The organism is Sphingomonas daechungensis (genome assembly GCF_014489495.1).
GTDB classification, from domain to species: Bacteria; Pseudomonadota; Alphaproteobacteria; order Sphingomonadales; family Sphingomonadaceae; genus Sphingomicrobium; species Sphingomicrobium daechungense.
The window spans coordinates 2,175,059-2,192,056 of sequence record NZ_CP060780.1; the positions used below are offsets into that span (position 1 = coordinate 2,175,059).

At 62.7% G+C, this 16,998-nt stretch carries 16 protein-coding genes and 4 pseudogenes; 13 read left to right on the forward strand and 7 right to left on the reverse strand.

Features of this window, described 5'->3' with window-relative positions:
- Positions 1–4: 4 nt before the first annotated feature.
- Complete coding sequence (locus H9L15_RS11690) at positions 5–661, reverse strand: hypothetical protein (protein WP_187714194.1); 657 nt, start codon at positions 659–661, stop codon at positions 5–7.
- Between the two features lie 224 nt (positions 662–885).
- Here H9L15_RS11690 and H9L15_RS11695 point away from each other — a divergent pair, with 224 nt between their 5' ends.
- From H9L15_RS11695 to H9L15_RS11715, 5 genes are all read left to right on the forward strand, one after another.
- The gene (locus tag H9L15_RS11695) at positions 886–1,524 is read left to right on the forward strand and encodes a hypothetical protein (RefSeq protein WP_187714195.1); all 639 of its coding nucleotides are present in this window, start codon (positions 886–888) and stop codon (positions 1,522–1,524) included.
- Complete coding sequence (locus H9L15_RS11700) at positions 1,518–1,928, forward strand: hypothetical protein (protein ID WP_187714196.1); 411 nt, start codon at positions 1,518–1,520, stop codon at positions 1,926–1,928. Before H9L15_RS11695 ends, H9L15_RS11700 begins: the two co-directional genes overlap by 7 nt.
- A 66-nt stretch (positions 1,929–1,994) precedes the next feature.
- Complete coding sequence (locus H9L15_RS11705) at positions 1,995–2,498, forward strand: hypothetical protein (RefSeq protein ID WP_187714197.1); 504 nt, start codon at positions 1,995–1,997, stop codon at positions 2,496–2,498.
- Position 2,499: 1 nt separating this feature from the next.
- On the forward strand, positions 2,500–3,204 hold the full coding sequence (locus H9L15_RS11710) for a hypothetical protein (protein WP_223276201.1): 705 nt from the start codon (positions 2,500–2,502) through the stop codon (positions 3,202–3,204).
- A 16-nt stretch (positions 3,205–3,220) separates the two neighbouring features.
- Positions 3,221–3,910: a hypothetical protein gene (locus tag H9L15_RS11715; RefSeq protein ID WP_187714198.1), complete on the forward strand. Its 690-nt coding sequence runs from the start codon at positions 3,221–3,223 to the stop codon at positions 3,908–3,910.
- 3 nt (positions 3,911–3,913) lie between these two features.
- Here the strand turns inward: H9L15_RS11715 and H9L15_RS11720 are convergent, their stop codons facing one another.
- Together H9L15_RS11720 and H9L15_RS11725 are read right to left on the reverse strand one after the other, a co-directional pair.
- The gene (locus H9L15_RS11720; protein WP_187714199.1) at positions 3,914–5,113 is read right to left on the reverse strand and encodes a CaiB/BaiF CoA transferase family protein; all 1,200 of its coding nucleotides are present in this window, start codon (positions 5,111–5,113) and stop codon (positions 3,914–3,916) included.
- Positions 5,110–6,698 (reverse strand): annotated as a pseudogene (locus H9L15_RS11725) (phytoene desaturase family protein). Before H9L15_RS11725 ends, H9L15_RS11720 begins: the two are co-directional and overlap by 4 nt.
- Positions 6,699–6,861: 163 nt before the next feature.
- Here H9L15_RS11725 and H9L15_RS11730 point away from each other — a divergent pair.
- Together H9L15_RS11730 and H9L15_RS11735 are read left to right on the forward strand one after the other, a co-directional pair.
- Positions 6,862–7,383 carry a hypothetical protein gene (locus H9L15_RS11730; RefSeq protein ID WP_187714200.1) on the forward strand — a complete coding sequence of 174 codons (522 nt, stop codon included), beginning with the start codon at positions 6,862–6,864 and terminating at the stop codon, positions 7,381–7,383.
- Positions 7,384–7,459: 76 nt separating this feature from the next.
- Positions 7,460–8,191, forward strand: coding sequence for a S41 family peptidase (locus H9L15_RS11735; protein ID WP_187714201.1), 732 nt, complete (start codon positions 7,460–7,462; stop codon positions 8,189–8,191).
- On the opposite strand, the pseudogene gorA reads toward H9L15_RS11735, so the two are convergent.
- The 3 genes and pseudogenes from gorA to pgi form a co-directional block, all read right to left on the reverse strand.
- Positions 8,192–9,531, reverse strand: a pseudogene (gorA, locus tag H9L15_RS11740) (glutathione-disulfide reductase).
- 62 nt (positions 9,532–9,593) lie between these two features.
- Positions 9,594–10,430: an aspartyl protease family protein gene (locus H9L15_RS11745; protein WP_223276202.1), complete on the reverse strand. Its 837-nt coding sequence runs from the start codon at positions 10,428–10,430 to the stop codon at positions 9,594–9,596.
- Positions 10,427–11,925: pseudogene (pgi, locus tag H9L15_RS11750) on the reverse strand (glucose-6-phosphate isomerase). The gene H9L15_RS11745 and the pseudogene pgi overlap by 4 nt, the downstream one beginning before the upstream one ends.
- A gap of 145 nt (positions 11,926–12,070) precedes the next feature.
- Here pgi and lepB (H9L15_RS11755) point away from each other — a divergent pair.
- From lepB (H9L15_RS11755) to era, 4 genes and pseudogenes are all read left to right on the forward strand, one after another.
- Positions 12,071–12,571 (forward strand): signal peptidase I, encoded by a 501-nt coding sequence (gene lepB / locus H9L15_RS11755; protein WP_262984794.1) that lies wholly within the window; start codon positions 12,071–12,073, stop codon positions 12,569–12,571.
- Positions 12,568–12,852, forward strand: a complete 285-nt coding sequence (gene lepB / locus H9L15_RS17800) for a signal peptidase I (RefSeq protein ID WP_223276204.1) — start codon at positions 12,568–12,570, stop codon at positions 12,850–12,852. Before lepB (H9L15_RS11755) ends, lepB (H9L15_RS17800) begins: the two co-directional genes overlap by 4 nt.
- Entirely contained in the window at positions 12,849–13,511 is a 663-nt protein-coding gene (rnc, locus tag H9L15_RS11760) for a ribonuclease III (protein WP_187714203.1), read from the forward strand. The genes lepB (H9L15_RS17800) and rnc overlap by 4 nt, the downstream gene beginning before the upstream one ends.
- Positions 13,508–14,409: pseudogene (gene era, locus H9L15_RS11765) on the forward strand (GTPase Era). The gene rnc and the pseudogene era overlap by 4 nt, the downstream one beginning before the upstream one ends.
- Here era and H9L15_RS11770 read toward each other — a convergent pair.
- A complete protein-coding gene (locus H9L15_RS11770) occupies positions 14,406–15,119 on the reverse strand; it encodes an NAD-dependent deacylase (RefSeq protein ID WP_187714204.1) in 714 nt (237 codons plus the stop codon). The pseudogene era and the gene H9L15_RS11770 sit on opposite strands and share 4 nt — an antisense overlap.
- A gap of 116 nt (positions 15,120–15,235) precedes the next feature.
- Between H9L15_RS11770 and H9L15_RS11775 the strand changes: the two genes are divergently transcribed.
- Positions 15,236–16,255, forward strand: coding sequence for a sensor histidine kinase (locus tag H9L15_RS11775; RefSeq protein WP_187714205.1), 1,020 nt, complete (start codon positions 15,236–15,238; stop codon positions 16,253–16,255).
- On the forward strand, positions 16,255–16,992 hold the full coding sequence (locus H9L15_RS11780; protein WP_187714206.1) for a DUF72 domain-containing protein: 738 nt from the start codon (positions 16,255–16,257) through the stop codon (positions 16,990–16,992). The genes H9L15_RS11775 and H9L15_RS11780 overlap by 1 nt, the downstream gene beginning before the upstream one ends.
- Positions 16,993–16,998: the final 6 nt, after the last annotated feature.

A 16,998-nucleotide genomic window follows, 5' to 3' on the forward strand; every position in this document is an offset into this window, starting at 1 on the left:
CATGCTATTGAGAGGCGGGCGATTTAACGGGGTTGCTGGCGACAATGGCGACGGATTCCGCATCAGGGGTCGAAGCTGCTCGTCCGCGCCTGACGTTCCCTGATCGCCTGCCCGACCTCAAACGCGGGTCGGTGCTGATTTTCCAGCTAATCTGGATTCCTGCATTGCTGCTGGCAGTGGTCGGACCGATCGCTGGCCTTTGGTTCCGGTTTGCGGATGCGGGGGAGAACTCCGCCTTGATCGTCGGAAGCCGTGCGGGACTTGCGCTGTCGGAAGACGACCTGACCAGGGTCCGGTTCCCCGTCGGCGACGCGGCAAAGGCCGCAGAGGTCAGGCCTGGCGACGACATCATCGCGATCGAAGGGTTAGACGTTGCCAGGGTCGTGCCGATCTCCAAGGCCGGCCGCGCCAGGCCCACGACGCGACAGAAACGGATTACGCCCTTTTCTCCCCGATCATCGAAGGCGAGGACGAGGCCGATCTTACGATCCGTCTGCGCTCCAGCGACGGTACGGAACGCGACTTCAGGACGAAGCTTGGCGAGCAGCACATCGACCAGGCCGCCGGCAGGTTCGGGCTGCCGCCGATCCTCCTCAACGTCATCGACCTGCTGCACCTCATTACCTATCCGTTCCTGCTGTTCGCGGCGTGGATCCTCCACCGCCGTAAGCCCGAAGACCTGATCAGCTCGATCCTTTCGCTGGCAATCCTCTTCACCATCGCTGCGGAGCAGCCGTCCGCGGCTTCCTCACCTACGTTCTGCACGTTCCGGAATGGGCTCACCGGCTGCTCTACGATCTTGGGAACATCTGCCTGCTTGCCGGAGTACTGCTCTTCCCCTTCGGCCAGCTACGACCCCGGTTCGTTCTGGTTGCACTTGCGCTCTTGCCGGTGCTGCTCGTGTTGTCCGGCGACTGGTACCGCGCGACCTTTCTGATGTTCATGCTCGTCGCCGTCGCGACCCTGTTCGCCCGCATTCGCCAGACACCCGAGGGCGACGCGAGACAGCAGATCAAATGGGCGCTGTTCGGGTTCTCCGGCTATGCATTCTTTCTCGCAGCCGCCCTGACGATGGATGGAGCGAAGCTTCACGTCAGCTCGTTCGGAAGCCAGATGCTTCTCGAGCTGCTGGGCGGACTGAGCTTTGGCCTCGCTTTCCTGACTCTTCAGCTTGGGCTTCTAATCGCCCTCCTCCGTTTTCGCCTTTACGACGCGGAAGCGGTCATCAGCCGGTCGGCTAACTTTGCCTTGATCACGCTGGGTGTGGCGGCAGTGTTCGCGGCCACCGCGGACGGCCTGAAGCAGATCATCCTCAACTATTACGGGAACACCGGCAGCACGGCGCCGGTCGTCTTCGCGGCAGCTATCGCGACCGTGGTCATCAGCCCCTCCAGGAGCGCATTCAGCGATGGTCGGAAAAGCGCTTCCAGCGGAACCTCGTCATGCTTCGGGACGACCTTCCCGAGTGCGTCCGCGAGCTTCGCGAAACGGCCTCGACCCAGGATCTTCTCGAAGAAATGCTGAAGCGGGTCGAAGCAGGCGTTCGCACAACGCGCCTTGCTGTTCTCCTCGACAATAAGGTCGCGGCCGTTCGCGGAATCAGCGAGGCCGACGCTGCCATCTGGCTCAAGGAATTCGACCCCAACAGCTGCCAGGACGAAGTCTGTGCCTCGTCCGACAAGACTTTCCCGATCCGTGTTCCGCTTCAGACGCGGGCCAGCGAAGGGGAATGGATCGGCTGGCTACTGATTGGTCCGCGACCCGACGGCTCGATCCTCAGCAAGGATGAGCAAAAAGCTCTCGTCGACGTCGCCGGTCCAATCACCATGGCCATCCGCATCGCGTCTCGCCGCGAGGAGCGCGAGCATGTGCTGGAACGCCGGATCGAAGCGCTCGAATCTCGGCTTTCACCAAGTCCCGCAAATTAAATCTGAATTTATTGACCCTCTTCAACCACGCGCATACTTTGCGCGCGTCTCAAGGGGACGAGTCCAATGCTTCGCGTCATGACCATTGCGGCAATCCTGCTCGCTGTGCCGACTGCACCTGCAATTCCGGCCGTGCAGGATAGCGCCCAAGAACAGGGGAAGTGCGAGGACACGCCTGAGAAGAAAGCCAAGCGCTCCATGTTCGGGAGCATGATCGGCGGACTCACGGGCGGGATTCTCGGGCGGGCCGGTGGTGTTGCAAGCAGCCTGGTCCCGGTCGGATCGCTCGTGACCGATGAATTGCTCAAGCTCCTCGACTGCAAGGAGCAAAGGCAGGCCGCGAACGCCACGAGCAAGGCGCTTGAGGGCGGTGTCGGCACCGAAGTGAGTTGGAAGAGCGAAACCCGTCAGAACGTGACGGGATCGTCAAAGGTTACCGGCCAGCAGAAGCTTGCTGACGGTTCGCAGTGCATGACCGTGACGGACGTGGTCATCATCGATGGTGAAGAGACCACTGTGCCCAAGCGGATGTGCCGCGGAAAGGGCGAAAGCGGATACCGGAAAGCATAGGGTGAGCCTCCTCACCCTGTTGGTCGCGGCCGGCGTATCGGTCGCGGATACGGAGGCTGCAACTGCGGCCATCCCGCGCGATCCCAATAATCCATCATGCCCGAGGACGCTCGACTGGTCGACGTACCGGGAGATGCGCTTTACCCTCTTCGAGTTCGAGGCTCGTCGCATTCTCAAGGCCGAAGGCATGATCGATGCCGACGCCGCGCTACGACTGAGGGACGCGCTGAAGCAGTACGACCCGATCGACGAAATCTGGCTGCGCTCGCCAGGCGGCGATGCCCGTGTCGGCAATCAGGCGGGCATGCTGATCCGCAAGGCGGGGATCCCCACGCGCATTCCGCCGGGATGGGCCTGCTTCTCGGCCTGCAATTTTATCTTCATGGGCGGCCCGATCCGCTTCATCGATGACGGCGGAAATTTCGTGGTCCACATGTTCACGCACCTTGCCGACAAGGACGCGGTTCACGCGGAAGTTTCGCAAGGCGCGGACAAGGCTGCTGCGCTGATTGGCGATGTCGAACAGGACTCCGCCATGCTCGCCAGCGAAGATAACGACTTCCTGATCAAGATGGGTGTGTCGCGAAAGCTGCTGACGGAAGTCATGTACAAGCAGAAGGCCGTGGCGAGCGGCGGCGACAAGTCGACGCGGCGATGCCTCACCGGTCAGGAAGCCGTGAAATATAACGTCGCAAACGCTCAATGAATTGGGGGATTGTCAGATGACGCGCCGGATTCCGCACATGGCTGCTGCAGCAATGGCCTTGATCGTCCTCAGCGCCGGGGCCGCCTCGGCCAAGACGCTCGTCGTTCGATCCGTCGGCCCGTCGGCGAAATCCTATCCGCCCGGAAAAGCTCTCCCCGACACCGCCAAGATTTCCTTGCAGGCAGGCGACAGCGTCACTGTCCTGTCGCCCGGCGCAAAGCGCACGCTGCGGGGGCCGGGTACCTTCCCGGCCGCCTCCGCGAGCGCTGAGGGATTGTCCCAGGCGGCGGCAAAACGCACACGCTTCGGCGCGATGCGCACCGGCGACCTCGCGCTCAACCCCAGCCCCTGGAACCTGGACGTCACGCAAAGCGGGACGGTCTGCGTATTGGGAAGCGGCCTGAAAATGTGGCGCCCGAATTCGGAGGACGCGGCGAAGCTCAGCATCAAGGGTCCAGCCGGCGCGGCGACCACCGTCACCTGGCCGGCAGGCAAGTCGACAATGGATTGGCCGGCATCCGTCAAAATTTCCTCCGGCACCGATTACCAAATTGCGATGGCCGATAGCGCTTCGCCCGAAACGGTGCGTTTCGCGGTGCTTCCGTCCATCCCGCAGGACATCACGGACGCGGCGCAGGAGTTGATCAAGAACGGCTGCCAGAACCAGCTGGACGTGCTCGTCGACGGTCTCGATAGCGCTCAGTAGCGCCTAGCCTACAACGCCTTCCGCGCGGAGACGGCCGATTTCCGCTGGATCGATTGAAAGCTGCGCGAGAACATCATCGGTATGCTCGCCGAGCGCTGGCGGCGGGAGGTCTGAATCGGCGCGATCACCATCGATGCGCACCGGAGATCCGACAGTTGGCATGCCAGCCAAGGTCCGCACAGTGCGGCGATGTTGCGCCTGAATGTCGGCCAGGGCCTGGCTGATGTTATTGATCGGACCGGCCGGAATGCCGGCCGCTTCGAGCTTCGCGAACCAGGCGTCGGCACTGTCCTGACGGATGCAGTCGGAGACCAGCCCGACCATTTGCTCCCGATTTGCGACGCGCGAGGCATTACTGGCGAACCGCTCGTCGCTCACCCATTCAGGATGGCCGCACAGCTCCGCCAGCTTCGCGAATTGACTGTTATTCCCGACCGCAATCACGAGCGGCTTATCCGCCGCCTCGAACGGCTGGTAGGGCACGATATTCGGGTGCGTGTTGCCCTGGCGCGGCGGGTCATGGCCTGAGACCAACGCGTTCGACGCCTGGTTTGCGAGCATGGCGAGCTGCGTGTCGAACAGGGCCATATCGATGTGCGCGCCCTCCCCCTTTCGCTCTCGCCGGAACAGGGCCGAAAGGATTGCCACGGTCGTGTAGAGGCCGGTGAACAGGTCGACCACGGCGACGCCGACACGCATCGGTCCGCCGCCGGGCGTGCCATCGGGCTGGCCGGTGATGCTCATCAGGCCGCCCATCGCCTGGATGATGTAGTCGTAGCCGGCGCGCTCCGCGTAGGGGCCGTGCTGCCCGAAACCGGTGATCGAGGCGACGATCAGGCGCGGATCGGCTCCGCGCAGGCTCTCGGCATCCAGACCGAACTTCTCGAGGCCTCCGACCTTGAAGTTCTCGACGACAATGTCGCTCCGTTCGGCGAGCTTCCGAACCAGCTCTGCCCCTTCCGGCTGGGCGAAGTCGATCGCCGCCGATTTCTTCCCACGGTTCGCGCTCAGGAAATAAGCGGCGACGCGCTTGTCGCCTTCGCCGTGCCAGGGCGGACCCCAGTGCCGCGTGTCATCGCCGTAACCCGGCCGTTCGATCTTGATCACCTCGGCACCAAGATCCGCGAGCAGCTGCGTGCACCACGGCCCCGCAAGCACGCGCGAAAGGTCGAGCACCCGGACTCCGGCGAGCGGCGGGGTCACGGCTTGCGCCTGCTCCACGGCTTGCGGTCAGCGAGAATGGCTTGCGCCGCATTATGACCGGGAGCGCCTGTGACGCCTCCGCCAGGATGAGCGCCCGATCCGCAAAGATAAAGGCCCTTGAGCGGCATGCGGTAGTCCGCCGCCCCAATCATCGGACGAGCGCTGAACAACTGGTCCAGGCTCATCTTCCCATGGAAAATGTCCCCGCCGATCAGGCCAAACCGGCGCTCGAGGTCGAGCGGCGAATGGATCTGCCGCCCGATCACCGACTTGGCGAAGCCTGGAGCATGAGAATCGACCGTAGCGATAATCGCGTCGGCCGCTTTTTCGCGTTCCTTGTCCCAGCTGCGGCTCGGCCCGAGATCGTAGCGAAAGTGCTGGCAGAATAGAGACGCGACATGCTTGCCCTTGGGCGCGAGGGTCGTGTCCAGTGTCGACGGGATCAGCATTTCGACGACCGGGTTCTTGGTCCAGCCATTGAGCTCCGCGTCGAGCCAGGCCTGGTGCATGTAGCCAAGGCTCGGGCCATGATGATGCCTGCGGTCAGGTGGTCGCCCTTCTTCGGCAACACAGTGAACTTCGGCAGCTCTGACAAAGCCACGTTCATCCGGAAGGTCGCGCTTTCGCCCTTCCAGTGGTGCATTCGGCTGTGCACATCAGGATCGACCGCACCTTGAGGCACCAGCCGGTCAAAGAGCATCTTGGGGTTGACGCCGGCAACGATCGTCGCGGCGCGCCAGGCCTTGCCGCCGGCAACGACGCCAGCCGCCTTGCCCTTTTCGACGATGATCTCCTCGACCCGCGTTCCGAGGACGATATCCACGCCCTTCTCGCGCGCCGACCGCGCCATCGCCTGCGTGATGGAGCCCATGCCGCCGATGGCATGTCCCCAGGCACCGGGCACGCCGGCTGCCTCGCCAAACAGATGGTGCAGCAGCACGTAGGCGCTGCCCGGCGCGTTCGGAGAGTTGAAATTGCCAACGACTCCGTCGAAGCCGAACAGCGCCTTGACGATATCGGTCTCGAAGTAGCGCTCCAGCACTTCCGTCGCGCTGCGAAGAGCGAAGTCGTGTACCACGCGCGTTTCCGCGAGCGAAAGGCCCGCCATGTCCTTGCCGAGCGTGAGGATCTTCGGAATTGCGCTGAGCCTCGCGCCGACGTTTGGCGGAGCACGCAGCAGCCATTTCTTGAGCAGTGCAACGACGGCTTCCAGGTCGGCGACGTAGCGATCGTACCCTTCGGCGTCCTTTTTCGAATGCCGCGCGATTTCCTTACGGGTCAGGCCGTTGCGACCGGAGAGCAAATATTCGCCGTTGCCGGGGAGAAAATTGTCGGTCTTCCGCAGAACGACCTTCAAGCCGTGGCGCTCAAGCTCGAGATCGCGAATGACCTTCGGGTTGAGCAGGCTGACGGTGTAGCTTGCCGCGGAATTGCGGAAGCCGGGCAGAAACTCGTCGGTCACGGCAGCTCCTCCGACGGTCTCCGCCGCTTCCAGAACCGTGACCTTCAGCCCCTTGGCCGCGAGATAATTGGCGCAGGTCAGCCCGTTATGGCCGGCGCCGATGACGATGACGTCGGATTCCATCAATCCCCCACCTAAGGTGTTTTCCGGCCTATAGAGCCCCGCCCTTGCTGCCGCCAGTCGTACGGCTGTTGCCAAAATTTGGCACCGAGCGCCGCGTCTTTGCGCACTCCGCGCAGCCGTATTAGTCTAGTAATACGCCGACATCTGATTTCGGAGTGGGGACATGAAGACAATGGCAATTCTGGTCGGCGCCGCAGCAATCGCGATCACCCCGGCGGGAGCAACAGCGGCACTGCAGGGCGCGGGCGCAGCAAAGCCCGCGGCTGCGGTCGATGCCCAGGCAGTCGTCGCCGACGTGCAGCGCATCCTGAACGAGAATTACGTGCTCCCCGAGCTTCGCCCGCAACTTTCGGCTACGTTGGCCAAGGGTCTTGCCGACGGGCATTACGACGTCAGCGATCCGGGCGTCCTCGCGGAGCGCATCAATGCCGATCTCACGGCGGTGGCGCACGATGCGCATCTCGGCATGCATCCCGATCCTAAGCAGGCGGCCGAGCTCGCCGCCCGTCCGCGGGGCGCAGGCGCTGATGACGCTCCGCCGACGCCGGAAGAGATACGGTTCGCGAACGGGCTCAACCACGGGATCCTCCAGCTCAAGGTCCTGCCTGGGAACATCCGGTACATGGAGACGATCGGCTTCTTCTGGGGCGGGAGAAGACAAAGGACGTCTACGACAATGCGATGAGCTTCCTGAAGGACGGCGACGCGATCATCATCGACATGCGCAAGAACGGTGGGGCAGCCCCGACGCCGTGCGGTACATGATCAGTCACTTTCTGAAGCCGAATACTCCGATCGTGACCTTCTACATGCGCGGCGAAAAGGGTGACACTTGGAAGAGCGTCGCCACGCCCACCGGTAGCCTGGCCGGCAAGCCCCTCTACGTCCTGACCGGCGGCCGAAGCGCCAGCGCGGCCGAAGAATTCATCGGGCACGTGAACGGCTTCAAGCTTGGTGAACTGGTCGGCGAATCGACCGCCGGCGCGGGTTACCGGAACGAATTCTTCCCGGTCACCGGCGGCTATGTGATCAGCGTCTCGGTGGGCCGAGCTGTCCTCGCTTCGACCGGCAAGGATTGGGAGAAAGTCGGTATCGCACCGACGATCAAGGCCAGCCAGGACACCGCGCTGGAAGTCGCGCAGATGAGCGCGCTTCGAAAGCTCGCGGCAGCTGCAACCGGGCGCGACAAGGACGTGCTCGAAGGCAGCGCCCGAGTTCTCGAAGCGCAGATCAAGCCGGTCTCTACCGCGTTGCCGCTGCCGCAGTACGTCGGCGTCTACGGCGTCCGCCACATCACGGATGACGGCGGCACGCTGACCTTTCAGCGCGAAGGCGGGCCGAAGGGTCGGCTCGTAGCCATCGGACCGAACGAGTTCGCCTTTGCGGAGGATCCGATGCAGCGCGTGAAGTTCAAGGTTGCCGGGAACAGCGCGAGCGAACTCGAACTGATCCGAAGCGACGGAAGCCGAGTGGTCGCCGCCCGAAACCCCTGATCACCTCATCAGGACAAGCTCTTCCGACATCGTCGGGTGGAGCGCGACGGTCGCGTCAAAGTCGGACTTCTTCAGGCCGGCTTTGACCGCGATCGCCGCAGCCTGGAGAATTTCGGGCGCGTCGGGGCCGATCATGTGCACGCCGACAACCTTGTCCGTCTCTCCGTCCAGGACGAGCTTGTAGAGCGAGCGCTCGTTCCGGCCGGCGAGCACGTTTTTCATCGGACGGAAATCGGACGTGAAAGTCTTCACCGTTCCGAGCCGGTTGCGGGCCTCGCCTTCGGTCATGCCGACACCGGCGAGCGGCGGATGGCTGAACACGGCGCTCGGGATGCAATTGTAATCGACCTTGTGCGGCTTGTTGCCGAAGAAGCTGTCGGAGAATGCTTGTCCCTCGCGGATGGCGATGGGCGTCAGCTGTACGCGGTTGGTGACATCGCCGACCGCGAAGATCGACGGAACGTTTGTCCGGTTCTCGTCATCGACCTCGATCTCGCCCTTTTCGCCGACTTTCACGCCCGCGGCATCGCAGCCGAGCCCTTCGGTGTTGGGCTGACGGCCGACCGCGAAAAGAACCTGATCCGCCTCGATATCATCGCAGCCAGTCATCCGGACGTGAAGCTTGCCGTCGTCGCCTCTCTCGATGGCTTCGATAGTCGCGTGGAACTTGTAGTCGATGCCCTTGCGGATAGAGATCTGGATCAGGCGGTCGACGATTTGCTGGTCGTAACCCCGCAGGAGCACGTCAGTTCGGTTCACCAGCGTTACGTGGCTTCCAAACTGGTGAAAGATGCCCGCGAACTCATTGGCGATGTAACCTCCGCCCGCGATGACAATCCGCTTCGGCAGCTCATCCAGGTGGAACGTCTCGTTCGAGCTGATTGCGTGCTCGATGCCGGGCAACTCGGGCATCAGCGGGCGAGCGCCGGTCGCGATGAGGATCTTGTCGGCTGTCACCGTCTTACCAGACGCGAGCTGGATCGCGTTCGGGCCAGCCAGTGTCGCGCGCTCCTTGAAGATGGTGACGTCGTGGTTCGTCAGCGTCTCGGTGTAGGCACCCTCCAGCCGACCGACCTCGGCCAGCACATTGTCGCGCAGCACGGCCCAGTCGAAACGCTTCTGCGGCACGTCCCAGCCGAACATGGCAGCGTCGTCGAGGTCCTCGGCGAAGTGCGCGCCGTAGACGAGCAGCTTTTTCGGGACGCAGCCGCGAATGACGCAAGTGCCCCGACCTTGTGCTCCTCGGCCACGGCCACTCGAGCGCCATGACTGGATGCAACCCGCGCAGCTCGCACGCCGCCGGATCCGCCACCGATTACGAACAGGTCAAAGTCAGCCATTCACGTCCTCCGTGGCGCGTTTCTCTCCCACGGACCGATTTCGCGCCAATCACTTGTTTGCATCACTGCGATGCCGGAACCGCACCGACCGGCTCGAGCCAGATCGCCCGGCCCTTAAAGTCGGTCGTGATCAGGAAATTCCGCAGGATCGAAATTCCGACGTTGAAATCGTTGGCGCTTGGCTGATCGTCAATGGCCGCGGTGACGTCGCGGAAGGTCACGCCCGCGACCTGCAGACTGTCAAGCTTGACCAGGTCTCGCTGAACCTCGCCGCCGATGCCTCCACCGGACTTGCGGCCTTCGACTTTCAGTTTCAATCGCTCGGCCATCGCGCGCGAAATCAGCACTTCGCTGCCATTTCCTAGGTCGAACTCGGCACGCGCCGCGAGGCCGTTCACGGTTACTGGGATCGCCTCGATCCCCGCATGACCGGCAAGATCAAGGCGCTGTCCTGGTGGAACCTGGTCCGGCGATGCGGGATCGATCGAGCCGTTGCGGATATCGATCCGTAGGCGCGACGCGTCGAACAGCTCCCGTCCGATAATCGCATGTGTGGGATGTTCGAGAAGCCTCGAAGAGATCTCGGAGAGGTCCGTCACAACTAGTGCCTCGGGCTCGTACGATATGCCTAACGCTTCCACCGCAATGCCGGGGATCACCCGCGCAGGTGCTTCTCCACCCGAGCCCTTGATCTTGATGGCTTCCCCCTTAGGGAGATTCGCCTGCTTTGCGAAGGTCGGGTCGACAATCGTTCCCTCGGCACCGCTGTCGAGGAGCGCTTCGGTGGAGACACCGGCGATCTTTGCCGGAATGAACAGACGGCCATTGTGGAGCGCCAAGGTCTCTGCGGATGCGCTGGCCGAAATGGCCAAAACTGCAGCGCAGAGAATAAATTTCACAGTCCGGCTCGGTCGATCAGTGCCCGCGTCGAAGCATCGAACGCGTCATCGTCAGCCGACTCATCGAGTTTGCGGGCGATTTGCTTGCCGAGTTCGACGCCGAACTGGTCGAAAGGATTGATCCAAGGAGGATCGCATTGGCGAACGTGCGGTGCTCGTAAAAGGCGATCAACGCTCCAAGCGTCCTCGCGTCGAGGCGATCGAGGAGGATGGTCGAGCTCGGGCGATTTCCAGGATAGCTCCGGTGCGGATCGTCGCTCTGCCGTCCTCGCATCAAGGCGGCGCCCTGTGCAAAAGCGTTGAGAAGAAGCTGCCGGTGATGGTCGGGCGGGAGGCTGTCCTCCGCTTCCGTTACGGCAATGAATTCGACTGGGACGAGGATCGTGCCCTGGTGCAGGAGCTGGAAGACGGCGTGCTGTGCGTCAGTTCCGGTTCCACCCCAGGTGACCGGAGCGGTCGGCTGACCAACGGGAGAGCCGTCAACCTTCACCGACTTGCCGTTCGACTCCATTTCCAGCTGCTGAAGGTAGAACGGCAGGAGCCGGAGACGCTCGTCATACGCGAAAGCGCCGCGGCTCTGGCAATCGAACTTGCGGACGTAGAAACGATCGACGAAGGCCGAAATAAGCGGTGCGTTCTTGGCCGGCTCAGCATAGCGGAAATGCCGATCCATCTCGGCAGCGCCCTCAAGCAGCTCCTCAAAGGCGGTCCAGCCCAGAGCGAGCGCGGCGGAAAGGCCCACGGCACTCCACAACGAATAGCGGCCGCCGACGCCCTCGCTGAACTGAAGCACCCGAGTCTCGTCAATCCCGGCGTCGATCGCGGCCTCGGGGCTGGCGGTGACTGCGATGACACGGCCGAAGGGATCTTCGACTCCGGCCTCCTGCAGCCAGGCGATCGCCGCGTTGAGGTTCGCCATCGTCTCCGCGGTCGTGAAAGTCTTCGACGCGGCGACAACCAGCGTCGTCTCGGGGTCGAGCATCGACACGGCATCGTCGAACGCTTCGCCGTCGATGTTGGACAAAAACCGGACCTCGAGGCGGTCCGACCGGCGTCCGAGCGCATCGACCAGCAAGGCCGGACCGAGCACCGAGCCTCCGATGCCGATATGAAGCACGCCGGTCACTTCTCCGAAGGCCTCCGCTTCGATCGCATCAACGAGGGCGCGCATTCGTCCGCGACGGGCGCTCGACAACTCCACCGCGTCCGGCGCCCCGGTGCCGCGTTCGGCGACATGCTCGGCCGGGCGACCTTCCGTCGTATTGACCTCTGCTCCCGCGAACAAAGCCTCGCGGGTCTGCGCAAACTGGGCGCTCTCTGCGACGGCGACGAAAGACTTCAGCAGATGTTTGTCGAGATGCGTCTTGGACCAGTCGAAATAGAGACCGCCCAGTTCCAGTGAAAAGGCGGAGAGCCTGTCTGCATCCTGCTCGAAGAGCTTTTCGAGCGTCTGAACCTCGTGCGCGTCGATCGCGCTCCATCCGTCGGCGGTCATGGGCGGCGTCATAGTCGGGCGGCTCGCAAAAACCATCCCCGCCTTGACGCAATGCCGCAGGCCAGAAACAAGCTCGCCCATGGCTTTAAGCTTTGCGCGCCGATCGGGCGAAAAAACCGGAAGAACAGAAAGACGTGGCGGATTCTTGCGCCTGGTCGTCGAGGTTCTGCTGATCGCCTGGGTCGTGCGCGTCTTCGTCTTTGCGCCCTTCAGCATTCCCTCCGGGTCGATGCTGCCAACCGTTTACATCGGCGACTATCTGCTCGTCGCCAAATGGCCGTACGGCTTCTCCCGCTACAGCTTCCCGTGGGGATTCCCGTCTTTCGACGGCCGGATTTTCAGCACGCTCCCGGAACGCGGTGACATCGTGGTGTTCCGGGCACCCGGCACCGATGAGGACTACATCAAGCGCGTTATCGGGCTCCCTGGCGACCGCGTTGCCGTCCAGGGCGGCATGCTGATCCTCAACGGCAAGCCGATCGCTCGCCAACAAGCCGGCACGTTTCCGATGCCGATTTCCGCCAATAGCCCCTGCCGGGTCGTGCCAGGAGCAACGGCCATGACAGGTCTGACCGATGACGGTGCGGCCGCGTGCCTTTACCCCGTCTTCAATGAGACACTCCGGGCGGTCGCAGCTACAGCGTGATCGACCAGGTCGAGAATCCGCGGGCCGATGAATTTTCGGATGTCGTCGTGCCTGAAGGTCACCTGTTCCTGATGGGCGACAACCGGGATGATAGCCTGGACAGCAGATTCTCCGTCCAGGAAGGCGGCATCGGCTTCGTGCCGGTGGAAAACCTGATCGGGCGAGCCACCGTCATCTTCTGGTCTACTGACGGATCTTCCGAGTATCTTAAGCCCTGGACCTGGTTCAGCGCCCTTCGCGGCGACCGTATTGCCAGCGGCGTGAACGGCACCCGGCAATGACCGACCTGGCCGAATTCCTCGAACGGACGTTGCAGCACAAGCCAAAGGATCTCGGCCTGTTCCAACGTGCCGTAACGCATTCAAGCGTCGGCAAGGACAGCTACGAGCGCCTCGAGTTCTTGGGCGATCGAGTCATTGGGCTGGTCGTTGCGCGCTGGCTTTATGAGCGGTTCCCGCATGAGCCCGAGGGCAAGCTATCGCGTCGGTACAATGACCTAGTGGCGCGCCAGACGTGCGCCGAAATTGGGCGGGATATTGGCCTTCCCTCCTATATCAAACTGGGCAAACAGGCACGCGAGGACGGCGCCAATCAAAGCGACAACGTCGTCGGAGACGTGGTCGAGTCCCTGATCGGAGCTCTCCTGATGGACGACGGCCTGGGCAAGGCCGAAGCTTTCATACGCAGAGCGTGGGGCCCTTACGTCGAATCGCAAGGCCTGGCGCCGAAGCACCCCAAGTCAGCCCTTCAGGAGCTTGCGGCTGCCCGGAACTGGTCCGTGCCGGAGTATGAGCTTGCCGGGAGGAGCGGCGCGCATCATGCGCCACGGTTCACGGTCAAGGTCGCTGTCAGAAACGTCGGCGAGGCAACCGCCGAAGGGCTGAGCAAGCAAGAGGCCGAAACCGCAGCCGCCGCGGCCTTGTTGGAGCAGTTGCAATGAACGACGTGACCACCCGCGCAGGCTTCGTCGCCGTGATCGGTGCACCCAATGCGGGCAAGTCGACGCTCGTGAATGCGCTCGTCGGTCAAAAGGTCGCGATTGTCAGTCCGAAGGCGCAAACGACGCGGGCGCGGCTGATGGGGATTGCGATCAACGACAGGACGCAGATCCTTCTGGTCGACACGCCCGGCATCTTCGAGCCCAAGCGGCGACTGGACCGCGCAATGGTCGCGGCAGCCTGGGGCGGAGCCGGCGATGCCGACCTGATCCTCCTCGTCATTGATGCCGATGCCGGCCTCAATCGGCAGGTCGAGCAGATCCTGGCCGGTCTTGAGCATCGCGAGCATCCTTTGTGGATCGCGCTCAACAAGGTCGATCTGGTCAAGAAGCCGAAGCTCCTCGAGCTATCACTGAAGCTGACCGAACGGTTAGACCCGGATCACGTTTTCATGATTAGCGCGGCAAGCGGCGATGGCGTTCCGGAGCTCAAGACGGCGCTGGGCAGCGCGATGCCCGAGGGCCCGTGGCTTTATCCCGAAGATGACGTTTCGGACGCGACCGACCGGATGATCGCGGCGGAGCTGACGCGGGAGCAGATCTACAACCAGCTTCACCAGGAGCTACCCTACTCCACCGCCATCGAGACGGAGAGCTGGGAGGATCGCCCGACGGGTCGACCGTCATTCACCAGCAGATCTTCGTCGAGCGCGACAGCCAGAAGGCCATCGTCATCGGCAAGGGTGGCTCACGCCTGCGACTGATCGGTGAGAATGCGCGTGCGGAGATCACTGAACATCTCGGCCGCAAGGTGCACCTGTTCCTGCACGTGAAGGTCAACCCGCGCTGGGGAGAAGATCGCGCGCTGTACGAGGATATCGGCCTGGAATGGTCCGATTAGGCCAGGCTGAGCACTTCATCGACCCATTCGGGCACCAGTTTCCCTGCCGGGCCGATCCGGCTTTCATCGAAGAACGTGCTTCCAAGGCTCGGTTCGAGATTGATCTCGAGAGTCTGGGCGCCGCAGTATCGGGCCGTCTGCACGAAACCTGCTGCGGGATAGACCGCGCCGGAGGTCCCGATCGAAACGAACAGGTCGGCATGCTGCAGGGCCTCGTCGATGCGCTCCATATCGTACGGCATCTCGCCGAACCAGACGATATCCGGCCGAACCTGGCCTGCCGTGCCGCAGGACGAACAACGGGCGGATTGGCCCATGTCGCCGGACCAAGCGAAGCGCTCGTCGCAGCTTCGGCACCATCCTTTAGTCAATTCGCCGTGCATGTGGAGAAGCCGCTTCGATCCGGCACGCTCGTGCAAGTCGTCGACGTTCTGAGTGACGAGCAGCAACTCGCCCGGCCATTGCGCGTCCAATTTCGCGAGTGTCTCGTGAGCGGCGTTCGGTTTCACCGATCCTAACTTGGCTCGCCTCGCATCGTAGAAAGCATGGACCAGCGCCGGGTCTCTCTGAAATGCCTCCGGTGTGCAGACATCCTCGACGCGGTGTCCCTCCCAAAGGCCGTCCGGTCCCCGGAAGGTCGCTAGACCGCTTTCGGCCGAGACGCCTGCGCCGGTGAGAATGACAATACGTCCTAACGACCCTCGACTCATGCGTTGAGCTTTCCAGTATACGGACTAACATGGGTTAGAGTTTCCATTGGCCTTATCCGGTGACAATCGCTTTGGTCTTGATATTAGTGGTTTTTCGGCCCGCGTAGCGAGCAGAGTTGGGGGCGGACATTCGCAAGATCCTGTATTCGCGTTTGCCGGATCGCGTTGGCAATCGCGCCACTGCGCTTCTGATCGAAATTGGCATCGGTCTGGGCGCAGCGCTGGCCATGCTGCTTGTCAGGTTCGGGCTGACCGAAGTTGCAGGCGACCGAGCTCCCTATGCCCTCAACTTCCTGGCCGTGGTCATTGCCACGTTGATCGCCGGATGGCGGAGCGGGCTCATCGCGCTCCTCCTGGGCCAAGTCCTCACATGGTACCTGATCGTCAGTCCCACGCTGACGCCCAACGGGGTCGACCGGGACCGGCTTGGCGGGTTCATCTTAGCCACTTGCTCAGTCGGGCTCATCCTCTTCGTCATGGCGCTCTATCAGCGCGAGATCGCCAAGGGCGTCGCGGAACGAGAGCGCCGGCTGAAGCTCCTCGACCAGGCTCTCGATGAGATCGATCATCGCACCCGCAACAATTATTCGACGGTGCTTGCCGTCGTTCAGCTCCAGGCCCAGCGCTCGCAGGATCCCAGCGTCAAGACGGCGCTCCGGCAGGTCGCCGATCGCATCCAGGCGATTGCCAGCGCATCCGAAAAGCTGGCGCTTCGTAGCGGCGACCTCGACCGGATCAAGCTCGACGAGCATTTGTGCAGCCTGGTCGACCAGATCGACCGCGGCATCGCTCGCGACGGAATCGACGTCGTCTGCGACGTGGAGGAGGTCAGCGCGAGCCCGGATATGGCCACGTCCATTTCCATTATCGTGAATGAGCTTGTGACCAATGCGATCAAGCATGCATTCAATGGCGAGGGACACGGCAGCGTGTCCGTGAAGGGCAAAGCTGGGCAACTGTTCGAGCTGGTTGTCGAGGACGATGGCCGCGGAATTGCCGCGGCGTCCAAGCCTGAACGCAGCGGTCTCGGATCGAAGCTCGTGGACAGCTTCGTCAGGCAGCTGGGCGCGCACCATGAGGTCGTTTCGACCGAGCGCGGGACGGTTCATCGCTTGCTGATTCCGGACCTCAACTAGTGGGTCAAATCCGCATCGGTATCGGCGGCTGGACCTACGAGCCATGGCGCGGCGCCTTCTACCCATCCGACCTGCCGCAGAAGCGCGAGCTCGAGTATGCGTCTCGTCAACTGACGGCCATCGAGATCAATGCCACCTTCTATTCCCGCCAAAGCCCGAAGAGTTGGCAAGGGTGGGCCGACACCGTGCCCGAAGGCTTCCAGTTCGCGGTCAAGGCCTCGCGCTTCTGCGTCACCCGGCCAAAGCTCGCCGACGCCGGCGAAGGCATTGGAAACTTCTACAAGCAAGGCCTGACGGCGCTGGGCGACAAGCTGGGCCCGACATTGTGGATGCTGGCCAAGCACCGCAAGTTCGATCGCGACGACATCGCAGCTTTCCTGGAGCTTCTTCCGGACCAACATGAGGGTGTCCGGCTGCGTCACGCGATCGAGCCGCGGCACGAGAGCTTCCGCGACGAAGCGTTCTTCGACCTCTGCCGCGAGCGCGACGTCGCTGTAGTCTACGGCGACGACGATGAATTTCCCTGCGTTGACGCCGACACGGCAAGCTTTCGATACGCGCGGCTCCAACGGATGAACGAGGACGTCGTCACTGGTTACGGCGAGCCGGAGCTGGACGGCTTTGCGGAGAAAGCAAAGGCTTGGTCCGCCAATGGCGATGCCTACATCTTCATGATCAACGGGGCCAAGGTACGGGCACCCTCTGCCGCCAAAGCCCTTCTCCAGCGTCTCTCCTAATTTCCA

Excerpts from the sequence above, each read along its gene's own strand:
- H9L15_RS11770 (WP_187714204.1), bottom strand. The coding sequence starts at position 15,119 with ATGAGTCGAGGGTCGTTAGGACGTATTGTCATTCTCACCGGCGCAGGC.
- rnc (WP_187714203.1), top strand. The coding sequence starts at position 12,849 with ATGACCGACCTGGCCGAATTCCTCGAACGGACGTTGCAGCACAAGCCA.
- H9L15_RS11705 (WP_187714197.1), top strand. The coding sequence starts at position 1,995 with ATGCTTCGCGTCATGACCATTGCGGCAATCCTGCTCGCTGTGCCGACT.
- H9L15_RS11730 (WP_187714200.1), top strand. The coding sequence starts at position 6,862 with ATGAAGACAATGGCAATTCTGGTCGGCGCCGCAGCAATCGCGATCACC.
- H9L15_RS11715 (WP_187714198.1), top strand. The coding sequence starts at position 3,221 with ATGACGCGCCGGATTCCGCACATGGCTGCTGCAGCAATGGCCTTGATC.
- H9L15_RS11700 (WP_187714196.1), top strand. The coding sequence starts at position 1,518 with ATGCTGAAGCGGGTCGAAGCAGGCGTTCGCACAACGCGCCTTGCTGTT.
- H9L15_RS11735 (WP_187714201.1), top strand. The coding sequence starts at position 7,460 with ATGATCAGTCACTTTCTGAAGCCGAATACTCCGATCGTGACCTTCTAC.